Genomic DNA, 24,050 nt, shown 5'->3' on the forward strand with positions numbered 1-24,050 from the left:
TGGATATGAATACGTTACTTAGCTTATCGTGGCATCTAATGGTGCCAGAATTTATTATTCTCGGCGCCGCCATCCTCCTTTCCATATGTGATTTGTTTTTTAAGCTGAATCATAGATATGTAGCTCTTGGTGCGATTGCTGCTATCGTATTAGCAATCGTGTCATTAATTACGCTATATAGCGAACCAGCTGGAGATATTTTAAACGGATCGTTTGTGTTAGATGGATTTTCAAAAGGGTTTAAAACATTGCTATTAGGTGCCTCAGCTCTCATTTTATGCACCGCAATGAGCGATGATAAGAAGAATCCAATTGAAGATAAGGGTGAATATTATTACTTATTTTTAATGGCACTTCTTGGTGCGATGTTCATGGCTTCTAGTGTTGATTTCATTACCCTTTTCGTTGGTTTGGAGTTACTTTCACTTTCTTCTTATATTTTAGTAGGAATACGAAAAAAGAGCCGTGCATCAAATGAAGCGGCAATGAAATACGTCATTAGCGGAGGAATTGGAACGGCGATTACGCTCTTCGGAATGAGTTATTTATACGGTATTACAGGTTCAACTAACATTGTAGATATGCAAAAGGTACTCACTGGGGAACTCGCTAGTGGTATTCAGTTATTGTTAGCTCTCGCATTTCTTTTATTGCTAGTCGGTCTCTCATTTAAAATTGCCACAGTGCCGTTTCATATGTGGGCACCTGATGTGTATGAAGGAGCGGCTACACCAGTTACTGCTTTTCTTGGAACGATTTCTAAAATTGCTGGGTTCCTACTCATTATTCGTTTGTTCCTTATGGTTTTTGCAAGTGTATTAATACAAGGAGATATGCAATCTTTATATGGGCATATGAGTATATATATCGCGGTGTTAGCAAGTGTTACGATGATTGTTGGGAATGTAGTTGCGTTAAAACAATACAATATAAAGCGTTTATTTGCTTATTCGGGCATTGCTCATGCAGGGTATTTACTCGTTCCACTTGTGGCATTATCACCATTTACGATGGATAGCATGTGGTTTTATATGCTGGCATACATGCTTATGAATATAGGTGCATTTGCTATCATCCACGGCTTAATCTTACAAAATGATGAGGAAAATATAACAATTTTCACAGGTTTATATAAAAGGTCACCATTTGCAGCGATTATGATGACAATCTTTATTTTATCGCTGGCTGGGATACCAGGAACGGCTGGCTTCATTGGAAAGATTAACATCTTTTTAGGCGCACTTCATGTAGAGCCAGCACATTACGTACTAGCTTCGATTATGATGGGTACGACAGTTGTTTCATTCGTATATTATTTCCGTATTTTACAACAAATGTTTTTCCGCACAGGAGAGACAGAAGAGAGGATACGGTTACCTTTAAATATAAAGGTTGTTATGAGTCTTTGTGCAATTTCGATTGTAATACTAGGGATTATGCCGATGATTGGGTACAATTTCTTTTATGAATATTTTCCATTAATGAAAGATTTCTTCTTCTTAGGGAACGTGGTACAATAGTGAAAATAAAAGGTGTGGAGTCAGTACTCTGCGCTTTTTATTTTGTGTTAACTTGTAATGTAGATATACGTTTTTGGAAAGAAAATCACGATGTAAAATGTAAGATGTCTATGTGCATTTGAAAAAGTGTAGCTCCTACTTATTATGGTATCGTTTTTATGTTCTTTCATAAGTAGTAGCTGAGTAAAAAGGGGTCGATTTTTTGGCACAACTTTTAGGGCAACAAGCACTGATTGCCATTGTTTCGCATTTATTGTTTATTACCATTACGTGGTGGGCCTTACAAGGCATTCACATTGAGCGTTTAATGAAGTCCGGAAAAGTGCTGCAGACGCGAGTATTACTCATCTTAATTACAATTGCAATTGGGACATCTGTAAGTAACTTTTTCCTTGATTATTTAGGCTATTCGAAGAGTTTAACGTATTTAGTAAAGTAAGTGTATAGAACCTCAAATCTCCGTTAACAATGGGGATAGGAGGGGATGAAATTGAAGCTTAAAGCCATTCTTATTGTTGCACTTAGTGTTGTTTTATTTTTGGTTGGATATAGAGAGATGAAACCGATAAGCGATGAACAGAAAATGGAGAGCATGATCAAGGCTTTAGAGAAAAATGATGCTAAAGTAGAAAAATGGTCATGGTTAGCGAGAGAAACAAAAACAATTTCTAACATACATACGTTTCAAAAGTTGTTAAACGATGTGAAGGAAAAGGCAAATATTCAAAAGTGGGAAGTAGAGCAATCTCCAGATGGATATAAAGCTACATCCTATAAAAAGCTTTCTTCTTATGAAGAACGAGTAGTAGTAACTTGGAGTAAAGAAAATACTAAAGAAAACACTTTCATTATCTTTGAAGTAAGTGGGGCGAAATGGGACCCGAAGTATGTTCAAAACATGAATAAAATTTTTAGTGAAAAACCTATAATTTACACTTGTGTTCAAGGTGTACTGAATGATAAGATTGAAGGTGTTTTGCAAAATAAAACCAATCAGGTTTTGAAAGATCTTTCAGCAAGAGCGATCGAACAAGTAGAAGAAAGAGCATTTGTGTCAGTCTCCGCATACAATAAAAAGTGGGATGACGCTCTTTCAACAAATAGAGAGAAAATAAATGTGCAAATAGCAATACGTTCTACAGACAACAAAGATACAATTGTGGTTGGCACACCGATCATAACTTCTGAGTATTGAGTGAATAGATACTGAAAAAAGGACACGGAGGGGAATAATTTGGAAAAGATCATCGTCCGTGGCGGAAAGCGGTTAAACGGCACAGTGCGTGTTGAGGGCGCAAAAAATGCTGTATTACCTATAATCGCTGCAGCCCTATTAGCGAGTGATGGAAAGAATGTACTATCTGAAGTACCAGTTTTGTCTGATGTATACACAATTAATGAGGTATTACGTCATTTAAATGCTGAAGTCGTATTTGAAAATAATCAAGTAACAATCGATTCTTCTAAAGAACTAAACATTGAAGCACCATTTGAATATGTACGTAAAATGCGTGCATCTGTTCAAGTAATGGGACCATTATTAGCACGTAATGGTCGTGCTCGTATTGCACTTCCTGGTGGATGTGCAATTGGTTCACGTCCAATTGACCAACATTTAAAAGGCTTCGAAGCAATGGGAGCGAAAGTACAGGTTGGTAACGGTTTTGTTGAAGCATACGTTGAGGGAGAACTAAAAGGAGCTAAAATCTACTTAGACTTCCCAAGCGTAGGCGCAACAGAAAACATTATGTCTGCAGCTACATTAGCAAAAGGGACAACAATTCTTGAAAACGCAGCGAAAGAACCAGAAATCGTTGACTTAGCTAACTTCTTAAATGCGATGGGCGCGAAAGTACGCGGAGCTGGAACTGGAACGATTCGTATCGAAGGCGTTGATAAATTATATGGTGCAAACCACTCTATTATTCCTGACCGTATTGAAGCGGGAACATTCATGGTTGCAGCAGCAATTACTGGTGGAGACATCTTAATTGAAAATGCTGTACCTGAACATTTACGCTCAATTACAGCGAAAATGGAAGAAATGGGTGTAAAAATTATTGAGGAAAACGAAGGTGTACGTGTTATCGGCCCAGATAAGTTAAAAGCGGTTGATATTAAAACTATGCCTCACCCAGGTTTCCCAACAGACATGCAATCACAAATGATGGCATTATTACTACAAGCTGATGGAACAAGCATGATTACAGAAACGGTATTCGAAAACCGCTTTATGCACGTTGAAGAATTCCGTCGTATGAATGCTGATATTAAAATTGAAGGTCGTTCTGTTATTATGAACGGTCCAAACAGCTTACAAGGTGCTGAAGTAGCAGCAACTGACTTACGTGCTGCAGCTGCATTAATCTTAGCTGGTTTAGTATCAGAAGGTTATACTCGTGTAACTGAGTTAAAACATCTTGACCGTGGCTATGTAAACTTCCATAAGAAATTAGCTGCATTAGGTGCAACTATTGAACGTGTAAACGAAAAAGTAGAAGAAGTGAAAGAACAAGAAGTTTCTGATCTTCACGCTTAATTGAAATAGTCTCTATGTCTTTTGACATAGGGGCTATTTTTTTGGGTTATTACTGTTATAGTCAATAAATTCTATACTTATGCACGTACCAGTAAAAATATTTAGAAAATTTCTGTTTTATACTCTTCCCCTTAAGTATGTTCTAAAAAAAAGAGTTGTTCCATAAGAATGAATGGAGTAAAGCTTTTATATTGGGGGAAAATAGGATGAAATTTTCAAAGCCACTTTTTATTACAGTAGCGCTCTTAATAGCGCTCGTTATCATTGTACCTGCAGCCCTTGTTATTCCATTTGCGAAAGCAAAAGTAGGGGAAGAAACGGCCTCTAAAACTCCTCCAGCGATAGAAAGCATACCAACTCCAGGAAAAGCAGATACAGCTGTTCAAGTTGCTGTATATCGCGAAAAACAGAAGAAGGTAGAAACATTACCAGTGGAGGAGTATGTGACAGGTGTAGTAGCTTCTGAGATGAATGCCAGTTTTGAAATAGAGGCACTAAAGGCGCAGGCATTAGCAGCGAGAACATTTGTAGTACAACGTATGCTAAGCGGAGGAAAGAAAAATAATGCGGACGTGACAGATACGGTGAAAGATCAAGTGTACAAAGGCAAAGATGAATTGAAGAAGCAATGGGGCAATAACTACGAAAATAATTTGAAGAAAATCGAAGAAGCCGTTTCGAAAACAGCAGGACAAGTTTTAACTTATGATGGAAAACCAATTTCAGCATCCTTCTTTTCAACGAGTAATGGCCGAACAGAAAATGCAGCTGACTATTGGGGAAATGATTATCCGTACTTGAAAAGTGTAGATAGTCCGTGGGATCAAGCCTCTCCAAAGTTTACGAGCGAGCAAACATTTACAGTAGCTGATTTTCAAAAACGTCTCGGTGTGAAAGTGCTAGCAGACGGGAAGGTTGGAAATATTAAAGACCTTACGGAAGGAAAGCGCGTAAAGGATGTAGCTTTTCAAGGAAAAACATTAACAGGAAAAGAAGTTCGTGAAAAGTTAGATTTACGTTCTTCTGATTTCACGTGGAAACAACAAGGAGATAAAATCATCGTTACAACGAAAGGCTTCGGTCACGGCGTTGGTATGAGTCAATACGGGGCGAACGGCATGGCAGCGGAAGGAAAGAAATATACAGATATCGTCGCTCATTACTATAAAGGCGTTGAAATAAAGACGATGAATGATTATGAAGGAAAACTGATGGTGAAGAAATAGGTGTCAGAACTCTGGCACCTATTTTTTTCTGTTTAAAATATCATAATTTTCCATTAACTGTTTGGTATAATAGGATAAAAAGGCATTTGGGGGAAATGAAATGGCGTTACTAGAGTTGAAACAGTTAGGGAAGGCGAACCAGTTACCGGAAATGGAGCTAAAGGTTGAAAAAGGACAATGTATTGTTTTGCAATGCAATAATCATACAGCTAAAGTGTTACACCGCATTATTATTGGTGAAGAAGAAGCTTCAACTGGCAATGTACTGTTTGAAGGGGAAGCAATTGGAAAGAAAAATTATTCCCGCATAGGCTTTTGTTTTTTGAAGGATGAAGCATATGATCGTTTGAAGGTGAAGGAATACTTTAAGTTTTTAATGGGGCTTTATGAATCAAATATGAGTACGGAAGAAGTTGTACAATATGTTGGTCTCTTAGATAAGTTAAACGTTAAAATAGAAAAACTATCATTTTCAGAGAAACGTCGTCTTCATATTGGGCGAGTGATGATTCATAATCCGGATTTAGTCATTTTGGAAGAGCCAGAGCAAAATGTAGATACAGAGAGTACGATTATTATTCGAAAAGCGATTATGAAAATGAAAGAGCAAGGAAAAGCAATTTTTATTACGTCATCTTTCCTATCGGATGCCCTTTCGTTAACAGAGGATGTATACATATTAAACAACGATGGTGTGAAAAAAGTAGAAATTGAACAAGAGGAAGCAGAAGAAGTCGATGAAGAGAAGGTCGTTCAAATGATTCCGCAAATGAAGTTAGAAAGAATACCTGCGAAAGTGAACGATAAAATCATTTTACTTGATCCGATGGAAATCCATTTCATTGAAACACAAAACGGAGTAACACATATTCACGTTCGTGAAGGGGATTTCGTATGCGCTTTAACATTAGGTGAACTAGAAGCAAGGTTAACAGGTTTTGGTTTCTTTAGATGTCATCGCTCGTATCTTGTGAATTTACAAAGAGTGCGAGAAGTGATTACTTGGACTCGTAACAGTTTTAGCTTAATTTTAGACGACGAAAGAAAAAGTTCAATCCCGCTTTCAAAAGGACGAATGGATGAATTAAAAGGTGTTATTGGACTATAAAAGTGCTCCAATAAGCTCAACATGCGATTCATTCACCGGTAAAAATACTCCTTTTACCGGTATTTTAATGCGCCTACCCTTTGTTTTTCATATGATTGAGTCAAGAAAAGCGAAACAAACGAACGAAAAGCGCTAAAGCGACTTTCATCTATAAAGAAGAAAAACAAAGGGGATGAAGAAATGACATTGGCAATTGAAATGAAAGATGTAATGAAAAGTTTCAGTGGAAAAACGGCACTTCGAAATGTAAATATTGAGGTGAAGCAAGGAGAGATATTCGGATTCCTTGGACCGAGTGGATCTGGTAAGACGACAACAGTAAAAATTTTAACTTCTCAATTGCTTCATAGTGTTGGAACGGTAAGAGTATTAGGGAAAGATATTACAGGACCAAGTAGCATCGATTACAAACGAATTGGTATTTTAACAGATAACAGCGGCTTATATGAAAGACTTAGCATTTATGATAACTTACTATTATTTTGTGACTTATACGATTGCAAAAAAGAACGAATCGATGAAGTACTAGCACAAGTGAATTTATTAGATGATAAAAAAACACCAGTAAAAAAATTATCAAAGGGAATGAAGCAACGCGTCACACTAGCAAGAGCAATCCTTCATAAACCAGATATCCTCTTCTTAGACGAACCAACATCTGCACTTGATCCAGTAAACGTACAAAACATTCATAAAATCTTAAAAGACTTAAATAAAGAAGGAACGACGATTTTCTTAACGACTCACAACATGGACGAAGCAGAAACGCTTTGTAACCGCATTGCCTTCCTGTGTGGCGGAGAGATTGTAGCACTTGATACACCGGAGAACCTTCGCTTACAATACGCGAAAGATCAAATACAAGTCTTGTTAAAGGATAAGAAGAAAGAAACGGTACAAAAAGATGAATTAGGTGCAAAACGTATTTCAGAATGGATGAACAAAGGAGAATTACTATCCATTCATTCACACGAACCAACTTTAGGCGATATTTTTATTGAAGTTACTGGGAGGGGATTATAATGACATTTTCAATGAGACGTATATCAGCTATTTTTAGAAAAGAAGTACAAGATTTTAAGACAAATTCACAAGTGTTGTTAATGGCATTTTTACCAATTATACTTTCATTTTTGTTTAGCAGATTTGGAGTGGGAAAGGAAATGTTAGGCATTACTACTATAACGGCCTTCCTATTTGTCGCAGGCTTTGTTCAATCTATGGTAATTGCAGAAGAAAAAGAAAAGCATACATTGCGTGTATTAATGCTATCACCGGCATCTTCGGTTGAAGTTCTACTTGGAAAAAGTATATTAACAGTATGTTTGACATTGGGCATTTGTATTGTGAACTTATTTATTTTGGATCAATTCAGTGGAAATCTATTATTGCTAGGATTTATTTTCTTATGTGGAACAATTCTATTTATTGTGATTGGAACAATGATTGGATTGTTAGCTGCATCTGTACCACAAACATCAATAATTGGAATGCCGATATTAATGACGATGTATTTGGCTGTACAGTTTGAGCCGATGGTTGAAAATAAAGTAATTAAGACGATGATTGGATATTTTCCAACATCTCATATTGTGAAAGCACTTAACAGTTTAGTAGGTGGGGCGGGATTTAGTAGTATTAGTGGGCATGTATTAAATGTTGCAGTTTGGCTTATTATATCGCTCTTTGTATGTTTAATCGTATATAAAAAGAAACAATTAGACTAAAAACTGAGCCAAAAGTGCTCAGTTTTTTCTTTTTTCTATCATTTCCTCGGAAATTTTGCAATTCTCATACATATTTTTACAGATTTTGTCGAAAAGTAATTAGTTATACGTTGTATAGGATGCGTGAATATTGTTCAAAATGATTGCTGAGGTGATGATGGAATGCGAGGAAGAAATAATAAAAAGTCGCAAAAGGTAGTACATTTATTTCAAAAAAGATGGGTGTTTCCGGCACTATACATTGCTTGTGCAGCGGTAATCTTAATGGTTGCGCTATGGTTCCAAGGAGCTAATCCGAAGAAGACTCCGAACCATGATCAAGCAACACCGTATACACAATCGGAAGATCCAGCAGTACCAGTAACGAAATCTTCAGAAGTAGTCAAAATGCCAGCTGCCGCGAATGCGGAAGTAGTCGTACAGAAGAAATTCTATGAAGATGCAGCAACTGAGGCGGAACAAGAAAAAGCACTTGTCTTTTATAACAACACATATTCCCCGAACAAAGGAATTGACATTGCTGCGAAGAATGGAAAAGAATTCAATGTTGCTGCTGCTTTAAGTGGTACAGTAACGAAAGCTGAAAAAGATTCACTTCTTGGTTATGTTGTAACAGTTGATAGTGGAAATGGTGTAGCGGTATCTTATCAAAGCTTAGGCAGTGTGAAAGTAGAAAAAGGTGCAAGAGTTGCACAAGGTGAAGTATTAGGAACATCCGGTCTAAGTGCAATGAATAAAGAGGCAGGCTCTCACGTTCACTTTGAAGTACGTAAAGACAATGTGGCTGTGAACCCTGAACGTTACTTAAATAAATCAGTAGCAGAAATTAAAGCTGATGCAGGTGCTGCAAAGGCAACGAACGCTTCTGGTAAAAAAGCTGATGACAAATCTCAAAAAGAAGAAAAGTCAACGAGCACGAAACCAGAAAGTAAAACAGAAGACAAATCTCAAAAAGAAGAGAAATCAACAAGCGGTTCAACTAGTGACAAAAAAGAAGAACCGAAGAAAGAAGAAAAATCAACAAATGGTTCTACAGAATCATCTAACGATTCTTCTTCACAAGAATAAGAAAGTGAAAAAATCAGTTCCCACTAGGGGAGCTGATTTTTTTATTTCCATATAAAAATACTCAATTTCGAGAAAAAAGTTGCAATAACAAGGAAAAATGACGAGATTCTCGAATATATATTACAAAAGGGAGGGGATACTGTGTCATTTTTGTTTGTTCTGTCGACTGCTATTATTTTATTGTTTGTTTTATTCACTTTATATTATTACATTGCCGGTAAGAAAGAGGTTCCCCACCATCAATTGTTAGAAGAAGAATTGGAACGAGAAGAATGACACCTTTTATACAAGGTGTCATTTTTTTTCGCTATAATAGTCAGTTTTAACGTATTTCTCACAAAAAAACGTAATTTTTCTTAACTTAGTCCGCAAAAATAGTGAACATGTAGCATATATCAGTAGTGCGGGCAATACAATGGTATAAACCAAAGCAAAGAGAGTGTTTGAGGTGAGAAATCGTGAATTATTTCATTATAAATCCAAGAATGTTTAACGCTTACAAACAGCACTCACACTTACTTCTTAGTCGTATGCAGCGAGGCTCATTTCACCCTTCTCACATCCAAATTAGGGAGGCGAGTGGTGTGCACGATTACATCAAAGAGAGAACTATCAAGATTGGTAAGTATATCGTGGAGACAAGAAAGACAGTGCGTGTCATTGCAAAGGAATTTGGGGTATCAAAGAGTACAGTCCATAAAGATTTAACAGAACGTCTACCAGAAATTAATCCAGAGCTCGCAAATGAAGTGAAAGAAATTCTTGATTATCATAAGTCTATTCGTCATTTAAGAGGTGGAGAAGCAACAAAACAAAAGTATAGAAAAGAAGATGTAGAGAAGCCTGTACGTCAATAATGTTACAGTAGCAAACATTCCGTTCACATTCGGTAATATTTTTCAGAAGAATTCTTTTTGCGAATATTACGTTTCTGTTAAATTTATGATAAAATCAGAAATTAGGTGAAAAGAATTCGGGTGTAACCTGATTTTGAATATCGAGGAGGAAAAAACGGGAATGTTTGCGCGAGATATCGGAATTGACCTAGGTACGGCTAACGTATTAATTCATGTTAAAGGTAAGGGTATTGTATTAAATGAGCCATCTGTTGTGGCAATTGATCGTAATAGTGGTAAAGTATTAGCAGTAGGTGAAGAAGCGAGAAGCATGGTGGGACGTACGCCTGGTAATATTGTAGCAATTCGTCCACTTAAAGATGGTGTAATCGCAGATTTCGAAATTACAGAAGCAATGTTAAAGTATTTCATTAACAAATTGGACGTAAAGAGCTTCTTTTCAAAACCTCGTATTTTAATTTGTTGTCCAACAAATATTACATCGGTAGAACAAAAAGCAATTCGTGAAGCTGCTGAACGTTCAGGTGGTAAAACAGTATTTTTAGAAGAAGAACCAAAAGTAGCCGCAGTTGGTGCTGGTATGGAAATCTTCCAACCAAGCGGTAACATGGTTGTTGATATTGGTGGAGGTACAACAGATATCGCTGTACTATCTATGGGTGATATTGTTACCTCTTCCTCTATCAAAATGGCTGGCGATAAGTTTGATATGGAGATCTTAAACTATATTAAACGTAAGTATAAGCTATTAATCGGAGAACGTACTTCAGAAGATATTAAAATTAAAGTTGGTACAGTATTCCCAGGTGCACGTAGCGAAGAACTTGAAATTCGCGGACGTGACATGGTAACAGGCTTACCACGTACAATTACAGTATGCTCTGAAGAAATTACAGAAGCATTAAAAGAAAATGCAGCTGTTATTGTACAAGCTGCAAAAGGTGTATTAGAGCGCACACCACCAGAATTATCTGCAGATATCATCGACCGCGGTGTTATTCTAACAGGCGGTGGAGCTTTACTACACGGTATCGACATGCTTCTAGCAGAAGAACTAAAAGTACCAGTATTAATTGCTGAAAACCCAATGCACTGCGTTGCGGTTGGTACAGGTATTATGTTAGAGAATATCGACAGATTACCAAAGCGTGCTTTGAGATAATTTGAAAGAACTAAGGCTGGTGCCTTAGTTCTTTTTTTCGTTTTTATATTTTTTTTATTTTGTTTTTTTGCGAAAATGGAAGGAAAATAGAGAAATATGAAGGAAACAGGTAAAATATTCATATATATGGTTAAATTTAATATTTCCTTAATTGAAAACGTTTATAATATAATGAGTCGAATACGACATTAAGGCAAATAATGTTTCAATACATATTGCCTTTCCCTAATTTGGGCATACACTCTTTTCCACCTCCGTGTCAGTTGCAAAAATGTGCAACTATTTTAATGGAATAGAGTGTGTGCATTTTTTTTAGGAAGTTGTGCTAAATATAAAATGTTACTTTGTAATGACAAACAATAAACAAAATGGGATAATAGCAATATGTCCAAGTGGTAAGACCAATATTACAAAAGGGGCGATTGTTACATGCTAAATATAGAACAAATTAAAGAAATCATTCCTCACCGCTATCCATTTTTACTTGTTGATAAAATATTAGAAGTAGATGAAGGAAAAAGAGCGGTTGGGATTAAAAATGTATCCGCAAACGAAGAATTCTTTAACGGACACTTCCCTGACTATGCAGTTATGCCTGGTGTACTTATTGTAGAAGCATTAGCGCAAGTAGGAGCAGTTGCAGTATTAAAGAAAGAAGAAAACCGCGGAAGACTTGCTTTCTTTGCAGGTATCGACAATTGCCGTTTCAAAAAACAAGTACGCCCAGGTGATCAGCTTCGTCTAGAAGTAGAAATGACACGCGTACGCGGCCCAATTGGAAAAGGAAAAGCAATCGCAACAGTAGATGGTGAAGTTGCATGTGAGGCAGAAATTACATTTGCAATTGGTGATAAAAAAGAATAGAGAAAAATAAAAAAATCTCCTTGTGAAAAGACAAGGAGTTTTTTGTTTACTTCTATATAGCGATGAAAAGATAATATACAAACTAATCAGAAAATTACTTGTAAATGGATGGTAATTACCATATACTTACTTTATTATTTATCTAGAAAACAGGATAAGTGATAAAGGTAATAAAGAAATAAGGGCATTGTCATATTGTTAAGGTACTTAAGTAAGACAAAGTAGAATGTTATTGATTATGATGAGATATAGGGAAATCAGCAAAAATATTAATTAGACGTATGAAATCGAGCATAAGAGAGAGAAAAGGGAAATGTCGCATTTCACAAAAGGAGATTATGAATATGTTCGGGAGAAAGAAAAGAAAACCATTACGACAATTAATTACACATAAAGAGCCTAAATCGCGTATTACAGAACAATACCGTAACATTCGTACAAACATTGAGTTTACATCTGTAGATAATCATGTTCGTTCTATTATTGTTACTTCAGCCGATCCAGGTGATGGGAAAACAACAACAATCTCAAACTTAGCAGTTGTTTTCGGACAACAAGGAAAGAAAGTTTTATTAATTGGAGCTGACTTGCGTAAGCCGACGATACAAAACTTATTTGCCATTCATAGTTCAAATGGATTAACAAACTTATTATCAGGACAAGCAAAACTTATGCAATGCATTCAAAAAACAGATATAGAGAACGTATACTTAATGGCAGCAGGTCCAATCCCGCCAAACCCAGCAGAACTATTAGGGAGCCGGGCAATGGACGAGGCGTTGCTAGAAGTATATAACATGTTTGATATTATATTAATCGACACACCACCTGTCCTTGCGGTTACGGATGCACAAATACTAGCGAATAAATGTGATGGAATCGTACTCGTTGTACGAAGTGAAAAGACAGAAAAAGATAAAATTGTAAAAGCGAAACAAATATTAGATAAAGCATCAGGCAAACTACTAGGTGTTGTTTTGAACGATAAAAGAGAAGAAAAAGAGCAGTATGGTTATTACTAAAATATGGAAAAGCCAACAAAAATTTGTTGGCTTTTTTGTTTTCTGAAAATTATTTATCAAGTTATACAGTGTAAAAAGCATGATATGATAAAATTTTTGGGAAATCATTGGAATGTGTTGTCATATTTAAGATTATTTTGTAAGATTAAACTTGTTTCTTGTGAACAAATATAGAACTGAATTATTAAAAATAAAAAATGTAAGATTTATATGTTATAATTTTTCCTATGTGTAAATTTTAGAAAGTTGGAGGAACCTATGGAAGAAACAATTAGTCTAAAAGAGTTATTTCATATCTTAAAAAAACGTTTAGCAATGATCCTCGTAATTGCCTTTGGTGCAGCTATTGTAAGTGCTATCGTTAGCTTTTTCTTTATGACACCAATCTATCAATCTTCGACGCAAATTCTTGTTAACCAAAAGAAACAAGAGGGTACAGCAATTCAGTACAATGAAGTACAAACAAATATTCAATTAACAAATACATATAAGGTTATTATAAAAAGCCCTGTTATTTTGGACCAAGTGAAAGAAAAATTAGGTTTAAACATAACAACACAAGAATTGAACAAAAAAATCGAAGTGGCTAATGAAAAAGATTCACAAGTCGTAGCGGTAACTGCGCAAGACAAAAATCCGAAATTAGCTCGTGACATTGCTAACACAACTGCAGAAGTGTTTAAAGGTGAAGTTGCGAAGATTATGAGTGTGGATAATGTTACGGTACTTTCTAAGGCAGAGTTATCAGAAGAATTATCGCCAATTAAACCACGCCCAATGTTAAATGTAGTAATTGCTTTCATTGTTGGTTTAATAGCTTCAGTTGGACTTGCATTCTTACTAGAATACTTAGATAACACAGTGAAAAAGGAAGAAGATGTAGAGAACTTACTTGGCTTGCCAGTGTTAGGTATTGTAGCTCGTATGGATGAAGAAACAATGAACGTGAAATCACACGCTCCATCATCAAGAAAAGTGAGGGGACAAACAATTGGCTCTTAATTTATTTAAAAAGAAAAAGAATCATCGTCAACGTCGTCAATTAATTGCTCATCAACAACCGAAATCACCAATTTCAGAACAATATCGTAATATTCGAACGAATATTGAATTTGCGGCTGTTGATACGAATTTACATTCATTAATGGTAACATCTGCGAACCCAAGTGAAGGGAAAACGACAACGACAGCGAATATGGCAGTTGTGTTTGCTCAACAAGGAAAAAAAGTATTATTAATTGATGCAGATATGCGTAAACCAGCAATGCATCAAATGTTCCAAGTAGATAACATTTTCGGATTAACGAACGTATTAACACATAGTGAACGTTTAGAGAACTGCGTACAAACGACATCTGTAGAAAATCTGAACTTTTTGGCATGTGGTCCAATCCCACCAAATCCAGCAGAATTATTAGGTTCAAAATCAATGAAAGAACTTCTTGGACAAGCATACAGCATGTACGATCTAGTTATTTTTGATATGCCACCAATTTTAGCTGTAACCGATGCGCAAATTATGGCAAATGTATGTGATGCTTCTATTCTTGTTGTTCGCAGTGAATCAACAGAGAAAGAAACAGCAGTAAAAGCAAAAGGATTATTGGAGTCTGCAAAAGGTAAATTGTTAGGTGTTGTTCTGAACGACCGTGAACGTGAAGAAGGCTTACATTATTATTACGGTGTAAACTAATTAAAAGAGTGAGATATGGTTGAAACATATCTCCTTTTTTCCCTTGAACATGAGAAATCTCTCATATTCAAGGGAAAAAAGATCTTTATAGGAGAGAGGGAGGATGAAACAAATGATAGATTTACATTGTCACATTTTACCTGGTATCGATGACGGTGCACAGACAGTAACAGATAGTTTAGCGATGGCACAACAAGCCGTGTCAGAAGGAATACATACAATTGTCGCAACGCCGCATCATCAAAATGGAAAATATGTAAATGAACGTACCTCAATTATTCATCACGTAAAACAACTAAATGATGAACTACAACAACATAATATCCCGCTTACTATTTTACCTGGGCAAGAAGTCAGGTTATATGGCGATTTATTAGAAGACTATGAAGCTGGTAAAATCGTTACTTTAAATGAAACAAATAAATACATATTCATTGAATTTCCATCGAATCACGTACCTCGTTATGCCGAACAATTATTATACGAATTACGTGTAAAGGGAATGATTCCAATTATTGTTCACCCAGAACGTAATGCCGAGTTAATCGAGCGGCCAGATAAGTTATATAACCTTGTTAATAAAGGTGCACTGACGCAAGTAACAGCAGGGAGTTTGCTGGGGAATTTTGGTAAAAAAATTAAAAAATTCTCACTACAGCTTGTGGAATATAACTTAACACATATGATTGCATCAGATGCGCACAACACGACATCGAGAGGATTTCATTTAGCAGAAAGTTATGAACTAATTGAGAAAGAATTCGGAATGAATGTTATGAGTGATTTAAAAGAAAATCCGTACTTATTAATTAGTGGGAAAGCAATTTACAAAGAAGATCCAGAACAAATTCGTCGTAAAAAATTGTTCGGTATTTTTTAAATAAAGAATTGGTGATGTCTCCTAACCGTTATCAACGGGGGCACTCGGTCATGCTGTGGGTAGAAATTTTTATTTCGAACCTACCTTAGACGCTTGTCGTCGGGAGTATGACGTGAGGATGGGTTAGATGCCCATAATTATTTGTAACAGAAACTCTACCTATGTAGTAATAACTATGACTTTATAGGTAGGGTTTTTGTTATTGTTACATATAAATATAATAATTTATTTTTGGGGGTACTAGATTTGAAAAAAGTAAGGAAAGCAATTATTCCAGCAGCTGGTCTTGGGACAAGATTTTTACCAGCAACAAAAGCGATGCCGAAAGAAATGTTGCCAATCGTCGATAAACCGACAATTCAATACATAGTGGAAGAAGCAATAGAATCAGGAATTGAAGATATTATTATTGTTACTGGAAAAGGTAAACGTGCCATTGAAGATCACTTTGATCATTCTTTTGAGTTAGAGCAAAACCTTTTAGAAAAAGGAAAGTATGAGGTGCTTGAGAAAGTCCAAGCTTCTTCTAAAATTAACATTCATTACATAAGACAAAAAGAACCAAAAGGTTTAGGACATGCAGTATGGTGTGCTCGTAAATTTATTGGAAATGAGCCATTTGCAGTATTACTTGGTGATGATATTGTACAAGCGAATACACCGTGTTTACGTCAATTAATGGATCAATATGAAGCAACACAATCATCCGTTATTGGTGTACAAACGGTTCCGGAAAATGAAACACATCGTTACGGTATTATTGATCCAGTTGAACAAAATGAACGTCGTTATCAAGTACGTCAATTTGTAGAGAAGCCAGCGCAAGGAACAGCACCATCCAATTTAGCCATTATGGGTCGTTACGTATTAACACCAGAAATCTTTATGTTCCTCGAGAATCAACAAACAGGTGCAGGCGGTGAGATTCAATTAACAGATGCGATTCAACGTTTAAATGAAATTCAGCGTGTATTTGCTTATGATTTTGAAGGGATTCGTTATGATGTTGGGGAGAAGTTTGGATTTATTAAGACGACAATTGAGATGGCACTCCAGCATGAATCCCTAAGAGAAGAATTAATGAGTTATATGAATGAACTTGTAAAAAAAGAAAATGTACATATTTAAAGTGAGGTGAAAAGGCATTGGCCTTAATTAAAGTATCAAGTGGAACTGTAAAAGAACAAAGAATGCTTGTTGCTGAAGAAATCAACCAGAATGGGACTTATTTATTTATCAAAAGGTTTATAGATATATTAGCTTCTTTGTTTGGTCTTATTCTCCTTTCACCTATTTTTCTTATTGTGGCATTGCTTATTAAACTGGAAGACCCAAGAGGTCCTATTCTGTTTAAGCAAGTTCGTATCGGAAAGAGCGAAAAGGAGTTTGGGATGTACAAATTTCGTTCAATGGTAACAGATGCAGAAGATCGACTAAAAGATTTATTACAGCATAATGAAGTTTCGGGCGCAATGTTTAAAATGAAAGATGATCCTCGTGTGACGAAGATTGGTAAATTTATTCGTAAAACGAGTATAGATGAGTTGCCACAATTATTAAATGTACTAAAAGGTGATATGAGTTTAGTAGGCCCTAGGCCCCCATTACCAAGAGAAGTAAAAGAATATACTTCTTATGATAAACAGAGGTTATTAGTAACACCTGGGTGTACTGGACTCTGGCAAGTTACGGACAGAAATAGTGTCGGTTTTAAAGAGATGGTTGAATTAGATTTAACATATATTAAAAATCGTAGTTTAGGGTTAGATATTAAATTAATATTAAAGACCGTACTGGTGTTATTTGGATCTAAGAATGCTTTTTGATAGCATTCTTTTATATTTTTGTAATTCAAAATAGGGTTTATTTGAAAAGTTTATGGCGTATGCTCTAAATTGTTTTCGAAATAGAATGATTGCAAGGGAGATGTACTAATATGAATATAGCAGTAGTAGGAACTGGTTATGTAGGGCTAGTTACAGGTGTGGGTTTATCTGAGATTGGCCACAATGTTATTTGTATAGATACTAATGAGAAAAAAGTAGAGCAAATGAGAAGTGGAAAATCACCCATCTATGAGCCAGGATTAGACACTTTAATGTTAAAAAATATTGATGCAGGGCGTTTAAAGTTTACTACAGACCATTCTATGGCATTTGAAGAAGTAGAGGTTATTTATATAGCAGTAGGAACTCCAGAAAATGAGGATGGAACAGCAAATTTAACATATGTAAATCAGGTTATTAAACAAATTGCTCGAAATATTAAGAAGAATATTATTGTAGTAACGAAGAGCACAGTACCAGTAGGGACTAATCATCATATTAAGAATAAGCTAAAGGAAATCCTACCATCTAATATTGAGGCTGAAGTTGTATCAAATCCAGAATTTCTTCGTGAAGGTTCAGCTGTATACGATATATTTAATGGTGATCGTATTGTAATTGGAGCAGATTGTGAAAAGGCATCGGCAATAATTCGCAAAGTTAATGAACCATTTGGCATTCCTATCTATGAGACTGATATCTGTAGTGCAGAAATGATTAAATATGCATCCAATGCATTTTTAGCCACAAAAATTAGCTTTATTAATGAAATTGCTAACGTATGTGAAAAAGTAGGTGCAGATGTTGAGAAAGTAGCAGTAGGAATGGGGCTAGATAGTCGTGTGGGTAACCAATTTTTAAAAGCAGGTATTGGATACGGTGGTTCTTGTTTCCCTAAAGATACAAAGGCTCTTAAGAAAATTGCAGAAAATGTAGAATATGACTTCAGTTTATTGAGTGCAGTAATTGAGTTTAATAATAAACAACAACGTAGACTACTTGATCAAGCAGTAAAGGATTTTGGTACTTTGGATGGGAAAAAGGTAGGTATATTAGGATTGGCTTTCAAACCAAATACGGATGATATTCGTGAGGCAGCATCTTTAGTTATTGTTCCAGAATTAATAAAAATGGGGGCTCATGTAAAGGCCTATGATCCAATTGCAATGGATAATGCAAAGAGGGTTTTACCAGGTACAGTAGAATATGTGAGCGAAGTCATTGAGGCTATTAAAGATACTGATATTGTATTTATCCTAACAGAGTGGGATGAAATAAAATCAATGTCGCTAGAAATATTCAAAAATGAAATGAAAGAAGTAAATATATATGATGGTAGAAATTGTTTCTCAATAGAAGATGCTCAAAATAGTGATATAAGATATCGTTCTATAGGAAGAGTATTGGTTGATAAAAAACATGTATGTGTTTGATTTAAGTTATAAAAAGTAGGAGAATCGAAAATAGCAAATAAGCCATCTTACTAATTTTTCAAGGAAATCGAGTGAAAGAGGGAGCGCTTTGAAAATATGTTTCGCAGCTTCATCAGGAGGGCATTTAGAACAATTAATGATGCTGTATCCGATGATGAAAAAGAATGAGAGTTTTATTTTGACAGAAAAAACAAGTTATCAATTTAACTCAAAAGATATCAAGCATTATGATGTAGTTCAAATTAATAGAAGAGAGCTTACTTTCTTTTTTAAATTAATAATCTTATTTGTACAAACTTTAATAATTTTATTAAAAGAAAAACCGGATGTTGTTATTTCAACAGGTGCATTGGCAACAGTGCCAATGTGCCTGTTAGCTAAGGTATTTAGAAAGAAATTAATATTCATTGAATCTTTCTCTAAAATAACTTCACCAACTATTACTGGGAAATTATTGTATAAGCATGCAGATTTATTTTTAGTGCAATGGGAAGATATGAAAAAGTTTTACCCTAACGCCAAGTATGGGGGGGGAATATATTGATTTTTATAACAGTAGGTTCCCAAAAATTTCAATTTAATAGACTGTTAAAAGAAATTGACCGTTTAATTGAAGAAAAGCAATTGAATTCTGAGGAAGTATTTGCTCAAATTGGCTATTCAACATATGAACCGTGTCATTATTCATATCAAAAGTTTTTAAATAAGGAAGAATTTCTGAATTTAATAGATAAAAGTGAAATAATTGTTACCCATGGGGGAACAGGATCTATTATTAATGGAGTAAAGAAAGAAAAAAAGGTTATTGGTATTCCTAGAATGATGGAACATGGCGAACATGTAGACAATCATCAATTTGAAATAATAGAGCAGTTTAAAGATTCTAATTTAATATATGGAATTTCTGATGTTTCTGAAATCGAGAGTGCATTAAAATCCGTAAAGAATATGGAATTCAGAAAATATGAGTCTAATACTGAGAATATTATAGGTATATTAGAGGATTTTTTAATAGGAAATTAAAATATAGCTAATAATTTTAGTGGAAATAATATTAGAAAAAGGTGAACTAATGAATGTTATCATGATCGGATCCCACATAAAAGTAACAGGCGGGATTACAAGAGTTGTGAAAAATTATATGCAAGCTGGCCTTAAAGAAAAGACAAATTTGGAATATTTCCCAACTTATTATGGCAGCAATCATCTCGTAAACATTATATTTTTTATATGGCAATATATAAAGTTATTTTTCCAATTAAATGCATTAAGTCGTAAGTATGACGTAGCGCATATTCATATGTCTTATAGAGGTAGTTTTATCCGTAAGAGAAAGATTATAAATTTATTGAATCAGAAAAATATCCCCATCATATTGCATATGCACGGATCACAATTTAAAGATTTTTACAATGAAAGCTCGGATAAGAGAAAGAGACAAATTGTTGATACGTTAAATAAAGTCACTGTTATAATTGCTTTAGGGGAACAGTGGAAAGAATATTATAAATCAATCTGTGAAACGGAAGTTGTGTCATTAGATAATGCAGTATTTCCAAAACAGGTATCCGATGATCCCGAAGAAAGAATATACATTACAACTATGGGAGTACTTTCTGAGAGAAAAGGTACATATGATTTGATTCAAGTTGGTGCGAAGTTAAAAGGGAAAATAGATAGCAAATATAAATTTGTACTAGCTGGTGATGGTGAAATTGAAAAAGCCAAGCAAAAAATCAATGAATTGGAACTAGATGATTTGTTTATTCTTCCTGGTTGGATATCAGATGATAAGAAAATAGAAGACATTTATCGAAAAAGTATTATATATACATTACCATCGTACAATGAAGGTATGCCAATGTCTATTTTAGAGGCAATGAGTTATGGGCTACCTGTTATATCTACTAATGTCGGATCTATTCCCTCTGTAGTTGAGAAGGAAAATGGATTCATTACTAGGCCTGGGGATATAGATGAGTTAACAAATAAAATTATCTTCCTATTAAATAACAGTGAAATAAGCAAATCAATGAGTGAGCGTAATGTTGAGAAAATAAATTTAAATTACAATGTTTATAGTTCTTTAGATAAAGTTGTCTCATTATATGAAAGAATTATAAAGAAATCATAATAAAAGTTATAGCTAAAAATTTTAGTTAAAGTGAGTTGAGCGTAATGCCTGGATTTTTTGGCTTTATTTCAAATAGAGAAGAGATATTAGATAACGATATTAATATTTATGATATAGTTGATGAAAATCAGCATTTAATTGAAGAGGAAAGAGAAATTACTACTTCAATGTTATATGGGAAATTTTTCAGAAATGCAGTTAAGAAATTTGAAAAAGATAGAGCCTTTTATGAAGATCAACATAATTTTTCTATATTAGATGGTGTAATTTTAAATAAGATTGATTTATATAAAGAGTATAGTGTTAATGAAGATAGAATAGAAATTCTATTAAACAAGATGTCTAATGTAGAACCCAAAACGTTTTTTAATAAGTTTAGAGGAAGTTTTGGAGGAGCCATTCTTAATAAAGACGAAAACATCTTTACCCTATATACAAATCATGTGGGAGATAAAGAGGTTTTTTATTATATTCATGAGAAAGAGAACACATTGTATTTTGCTACTGAATTTGAGGTTCTTATAAGGCTAGTTCACAAAAAAACAGGTAAAAAGTTCCATATTAATCATAATGCTGCGTATAGTTTAATGACACACTCGCACGCATTATGTAATGAAACCTTGTTTGAAGATGTATATAGGTTAACACCGGGGCACTATATTGAGTATTCAAAAAGTGGAATCAATAAAAAATGCTATTATGCTTTAAGTAATACGCCTGTTGAGATTTCAGAAGAAGAAGCTTTGGAAAAAGTAGATGTTCTTTTTAAGAATGCAATTAAGAGAGCATTTGAAAAAGATTTAGAGTATGGTTATAAGCATTTGGTAGCATTAAGTGGTGGATTAGATTCGAGAATGACTGCTTGGGTTGCTCATACTATGGGATATAAAAATATGCTTAATTATACTTTCTCTCAAACCGATTATTTGGATGAAAAGGTACCCAAGCAAATAACTGATAAATTAAAAACAGAGTGGATGTTTAAAGCATTAGATAATGGAACGTATATTTATAAATATTTTGATGAATCGGTCAAAATATCAGGAGCAAGGAGTCAAGGGTGTACTATTGCTCATACATTAAGTATGGTTAGTAATATGAATTTGGAAAAATACGGTATGGTTCATACGGGACAACTTGGTGATGTAGTAATTGGAACTTTTTACGATAAGGGCGAACGTAAAAAATTCATGCCGGGTGCAGGAGCATATTCTACTAAACTTATTGATAAAGTAGAGTACGATGTAGATAAGGCCTTTCATTTAGAAGACCAAGAAATCTTTAAATTTTATAATAGGGGATTTACAGGAGTAAATACTGGATTAAAGCCTATGTTCCAATATACTGAGACAATTTCTCCATTTTTAGATATTGATTTTATGGAGTTTTGCTTAACTTTACCACTAGAGTATAGAAAAGGGCACAGAATTTATATTAAGTGGATAAATAAATATTATCCAGAAGCAGCAGATTTTATTTATGAAAAAGTAAAAGGTAAGATAAATAAAAAAGTAATAACTGTAAAAGGAGTTCCGGTTCCTTGGACGAGCATTCCAGCAGCAGGTATTAAATTAGTTAAAAATAAATTAGGTTTAAAGTTGAATTCGAAAAATCATATGCATCCTATGGATTATTGGTATAGAACAAATAAATACCTGAAAGAGTTTTATGAAGCAGGATATAATAAGAATATAGATTTAATACAAGATTCGACTTTAAAAAATGATTGTGAAGATTTATTTAGAAACGGAAGTACACTTGAAAAAGACCAAGTAGTTACATTTTTAGTATTTGTGAATCAAATGAATAAATACATTATGTAATTCTGATATTCTAAAGAAAGAACGACTAAATTTATAATAGAATAGGAGAATTACAGTGAAAATAATGCATTTGAATTCTGAGTTGTTTCTTGGAGGTGGCTTAGAACGAATAATTGTTGATTTAATGGTAAAAAATACTGAAATTCCTCACTATCTTTGTGTTATAAATGATAGGTGGAGTCAAGAATATATAGAAATACTTAATAAAGACTCCCTTTTATTATGTAATAGAAAAGAAGGTACGAGAAATCCCATTATAAATATAGGTACTATCTATAAAGCCTGTAAGTTTATAAAGAAAAACAAAATTGATGTTGTTCATTGTCATGATACGTTTAGTTTAAAGTTTGCATATTTGCTTAAGAAAATTACGAAAGTAAAAGTGGTATTTACTGTACACGATACTAAAATATATAATGAAGCATTAAATAAGTATCCTGTTGATATGTACATTACTATTTCGAAAACGGTCTATAATGTTGTGAATAAATACGTTCCAGAAGAAAAAATAAAGTTAATTTATAATGGGGTAGACCTTGAAAAGTTTAGTGGTGGCCGAGAGTTAAACGTTCAAAATAAAGATTCATTTAAAATTGCTTGTGTTGCTCGTATTGTACCAGAGAAAAAAGGTCAAGATATTTTAATTAAGGCACTTGATATTTTAAAAAATCAGTATGGGTTTTCTAAATTTAATTGCTTTTTTGCTGGAAGCGCAGCAGATCTAAAATATATTAATGAATTAAATGATTTAATTGTAGAATATCATTTAGAAGAAAACGTTGAATTTCTAGGAAATGTAGCGAATATTGAAAAGTTATATAAAGACGTAGATATTTTTGTTTTACCATCTAGATATGAAGGTTTTGGATTAGTAGTAGTAGAAGCTTTAGCAGCGGGTTGTGCGGTAGTTGTTAGTAAACTTGAGGGACCTCTTGAGATTGTAAAAGAAAATGAAGAATATGGTTTATATTTTGAAAAAGAAAATCATCAAGAACTCGCCCAAAAATTATATCGCTTAGTAAATGATAGAGAGTGTCGTCAGCGGTATGAGAGTAATAACAACACTTTAGAATATTTAAATCGCGAGTATTCTCTAGAAAATATGATTAAGAGATATAACGAAGTTTATAGAGAATTATGCACAAACTAAATATGAAAAATGAAGATA

Annotated in this window: 25 protein-coding genes; all 25 read left to right on the forward strand. The window is 34.3% G+C overall.

Annotation, left to right across the window (positions count from 1 at the left end; translation table 11 throughout):
• Positions 1–5 precede the first annotated feature (5 nt).
• The 25 genes from nuoN to ACTFRY_RS24265 all read left to right on the forward strand — a co-directional run bounded on the left by nuoN (position 6) and on the right by ACTFRY_RS24265 (position 24,032).
• A complete protein-coding gene (gene nuoN / locus ACTFRY_RS24145) occupies positions 6–1,520 on the forward strand; it encodes an NADH-quinone oxidoreductase subunit NuoN (RefSeq protein WP_332278712.1) in 1,515 nt (504 codons plus the stop codon).
• A gap of 202 nt (positions 1,521–1,722) precedes the next feature.
• Positions 1,723–1,959, forward strand: coding sequence for a DUF1146 family protein (locus ACTFRY_RS24150; RefSeq protein WP_000057889.1), 237 nt, complete (start codon positions 1,723–1,725; stop codon positions 1,957–1,959).
• Between the two features lie 51 nt (positions 1,960–2,010).
• A complete protein-coding gene (locus tag ACTFRY_RS24155) occupies positions 2,011–2,715 on the forward strand; it encodes a YwmB family TATA-box binding protein (protein WP_000767916.1) in 705 nt (234 codons plus the stop codon).
• A 39-nt stretch (positions 2,716–2,754) separates the two neighbouring features.
• A complete protein-coding gene (gene murA / locus ACTFRY_RS24160; protein WP_000411274.1) occupies positions 2,755–4,059 on the forward strand; it encodes a UDP-N-acetylglucosamine 1-carboxyvinyltransferase in 1,305 nt (434 codons plus the stop codon).
• 206 nt (positions 4,060–4,265) lie between these two features.
• Complete coding sequence (gene spoIID, locus ACTFRY_RS24165; RefSeq protein ID WP_098616147.1) at positions 4,266–5,285, forward strand: stage II sporulation protein D; 1,020 nt, start codon at positions 4,266–4,268, stop codon at positions 5,283–5,285.
• Positions 5,286–5,385: 100 nt separating this feature from the next.
• A complete protein-coding gene (locus ACTFRY_RS24170; RefSeq protein WP_098616146.1) occupies positions 5,386–6,393 on the forward strand; it encodes a LytTR family transcriptional regulator DNA-binding domain-containing protein in 1,008 nt (335 codons plus the stop codon).
• Between the two features lie 180 nt (positions 6,394–6,573).
• Positions 6,574–7,416: an ABC transporter ATP-binding protein gene (locus ACTFRY_RS24175; RefSeq protein WP_098616145.1), complete on the forward strand. Its 843-nt coding sequence runs from the start codon at positions 6,574–6,576 to the stop codon at positions 7,414–7,416.
• Positions 7,416–8,120, forward strand: coding sequence for an ABC transporter permease (locus ACTFRY_RS24180; RefSeq protein WP_098616144.1), 705 nt, complete (start codon positions 7,416–7,418; stop codon positions 8,118–8,120). Before ACTFRY_RS24175 ends, ACTFRY_RS24180 begins: the two co-directional genes overlap by 1 nt.
• A 162-nt stretch (positions 8,121–8,282) precedes the next feature.
• On the forward strand, positions 8,283–9,188 hold the full coding sequence (locus ACTFRY_RS24185) for a M23 family metallopeptidase (RefSeq protein ID WP_098616143.1): 906 nt from the start codon (positions 8,283–8,285) through the stop codon (positions 9,186–9,188).
• A 141-nt stretch (positions 9,189–9,329) separates the two neighbouring features.
• Positions 9,330–9,464 (forward strand): hypothetical protein, encoded by a 135-nt coding sequence (locus tag ACTFRY_RS24190; protein ID WP_000008903.1) that lies wholly within the window; start codon positions 9,330–9,332, stop codon positions 9,462–9,464.
• 308 nt (positions 9,465–9,772) lie between these two features.
• Positions 9,773–10,045, forward strand: coding sequence for a sporulation transcriptional regulator SpoIIID (gene spoIIID / locus ACTFRY_RS24195; RefSeq protein ID WP_000544012.1), 273 nt, complete (start codon positions 9,773–9,775; stop codon positions 10,043–10,045).
• Between the two features lie 160 nt (positions 10,046–10,205).
• The gene (locus ACTFRY_RS24200) at positions 10,206–11,207 is read left to right on the forward strand and encodes a rod shape-determining protein (RefSeq protein WP_000457978.1); all 1,002 of its coding nucleotides are present in this window, start codon (positions 10,206–10,208) and stop codon (positions 11,205–11,207) included.
• 429 nt (positions 11,208–11,636) lie between these two features.
• Positions 11,637–12,071 (forward strand): 3-hydroxyacyl-ACP dehydratase FabZ, encoded by a 435-nt coding sequence (fabZ, locus tag ACTFRY_RS24205; protein WP_000931959.1) that lies wholly within the window; start codon positions 11,637–11,639, stop codon positions 12,069–12,071.
• 344 nt (positions 12,072–12,415) lie between these two features.
• Positions 12,416–13,093, forward strand: a complete 678-nt coding sequence (locus ACTFRY_RS24210) for a CpsD/CapB family tyrosine-protein kinase (RefSeq protein ID WP_141541447.1) — start codon at positions 12,416–12,418, stop codon at positions 13,091–13,093.
• Between the two features lie 258 nt (positions 13,094–13,351).
• Positions 13,352–14,095, forward strand: coding sequence for a YveK family protein (locus ACTFRY_RS24215; protein WP_061139595.1), 744 nt, complete (start codon positions 13,352–13,354; stop codon positions 14,093–14,095).
• Positions 14,085–14,786: a CpsD/CapB family tyrosine-protein kinase gene (locus ACTFRY_RS24220; RefSeq protein WP_098616141.1), complete on the forward strand. Its 702-nt coding sequence runs from the start codon at positions 14,085–14,087 to the stop codon at positions 14,784–14,786. The genes ACTFRY_RS24215 and ACTFRY_RS24220 overlap by 11 nt, the downstream gene beginning before the upstream one ends.
• Before the next feature lie 112 nt (positions 14,787–14,898).
• Positions 14,899–15,666, forward strand: coding sequence for a tyrosine-protein phosphatase (locus ACTFRY_RS24225; protein WP_061139668.1), 768 nt, complete (start codon positions 14,899–14,901; stop codon positions 15,664–15,666).
• Between the two features lie 246 nt (positions 15,667–15,912).
• Entirely contained in the window at positions 15,913–16,794 is an 882-nt protein-coding gene (gene bpsC, locus ACTFRY_RS24230; RefSeq protein WP_061139597.1) for a UTP--glucose-1-phosphate uridylyltransferase BpsC, read from the forward strand.
• 17 nt (positions 16,795–16,811) lie between these two features.
• Positions 16,812–17,492: a sugar transferase gene (locus ACTFRY_RS24235; RefSeq protein WP_061139598.1), complete on the forward strand. Its 681-nt coding sequence runs from the start codon at positions 16,812–16,814 to the stop codon at positions 17,490–17,492.
• 110 nt (positions 17,493–17,602) lie between these two features.
• The gene (locus ACTFRY_RS24240) at positions 17,603–18,925 is read left to right on the forward strand and encodes a UDP-glucose dehydrogenase family protein (protein ID WP_061139599.1); all 1,323 of its coding nucleotides are present in this window, start codon (positions 17,603–17,605) and stop codon (positions 18,923–18,925) included.
• Between the two features lie 88 nt (positions 18,926–19,013).
• Complete coding sequence (pssD, locus tag ACTFRY_RS24245; RefSeq protein ID WP_061139600.1) at positions 19,014–19,469, forward strand: PssD/Cps14F family polysaccharide biosynthesis glycosyltransferase; 456 nt, start codon at positions 19,014–19,016, stop codon at positions 19,467–19,469.
• The gene (pssE, locus tag ACTFRY_RS24250; protein WP_144517072.1) at positions 19,466–19,948 is read left to right on the forward strand and encodes a PssE/Cps14G family polysaccharide biosynthesis glycosyltransferase; all 483 of its coding nucleotides are present in this window, start codon (positions 19,466–19,468) and stop codon (positions 19,946–19,948) included. Before pssD ends, pssE begins: the two co-directional genes overlap by 4 nt.
• A gap of 49 nt (positions 19,949–19,997) precedes the next feature.
• Positions 19,998–21,059 carry a glycosyltransferase family 4 protein gene (locus ACTFRY_RS24255; RefSeq protein WP_098616139.1) on the forward strand — a complete coding sequence of 354 codons (1,062 nt, stop codon included), beginning with the start codon at positions 19,998–20,000 and terminating at the stop codon, positions 21,057–21,059.
• A 44-nt stretch (positions 21,060–21,103) separates the two neighbouring features.
• Positions 21,104–22,882: a hypothetical protein gene (locus ACTFRY_RS24260; RefSeq protein WP_098616138.1), complete on the forward strand. Its 1,779-nt coding sequence runs from the start codon at positions 21,104–21,106 to the stop codon at positions 22,880–22,882.
• A 64-nt stretch (positions 22,883–22,946) separates the two neighbouring features.
• On the forward strand, positions 22,947–24,032 hold the full coding sequence (locus ACTFRY_RS24265) for a glycosyltransferase family 4 protein (protein ID WP_223277254.1): 1,086 nt from the start codon (positions 22,947–22,949) through the stop codon (positions 24,030–24,032).
• Positions 24,033–24,050 lie beyond the last annotated feature (18 nt).

It is taken from the genome of Bacillus cereus group sp. MYBK195-1, from assembly GCF_051916605.1.
Taxonomy (GTDB): Bacteria; Bacillota; Bacilli; order Bacillales; family Bacillaceae_G; genus Bacillus_A; species Bacillus_A cereus.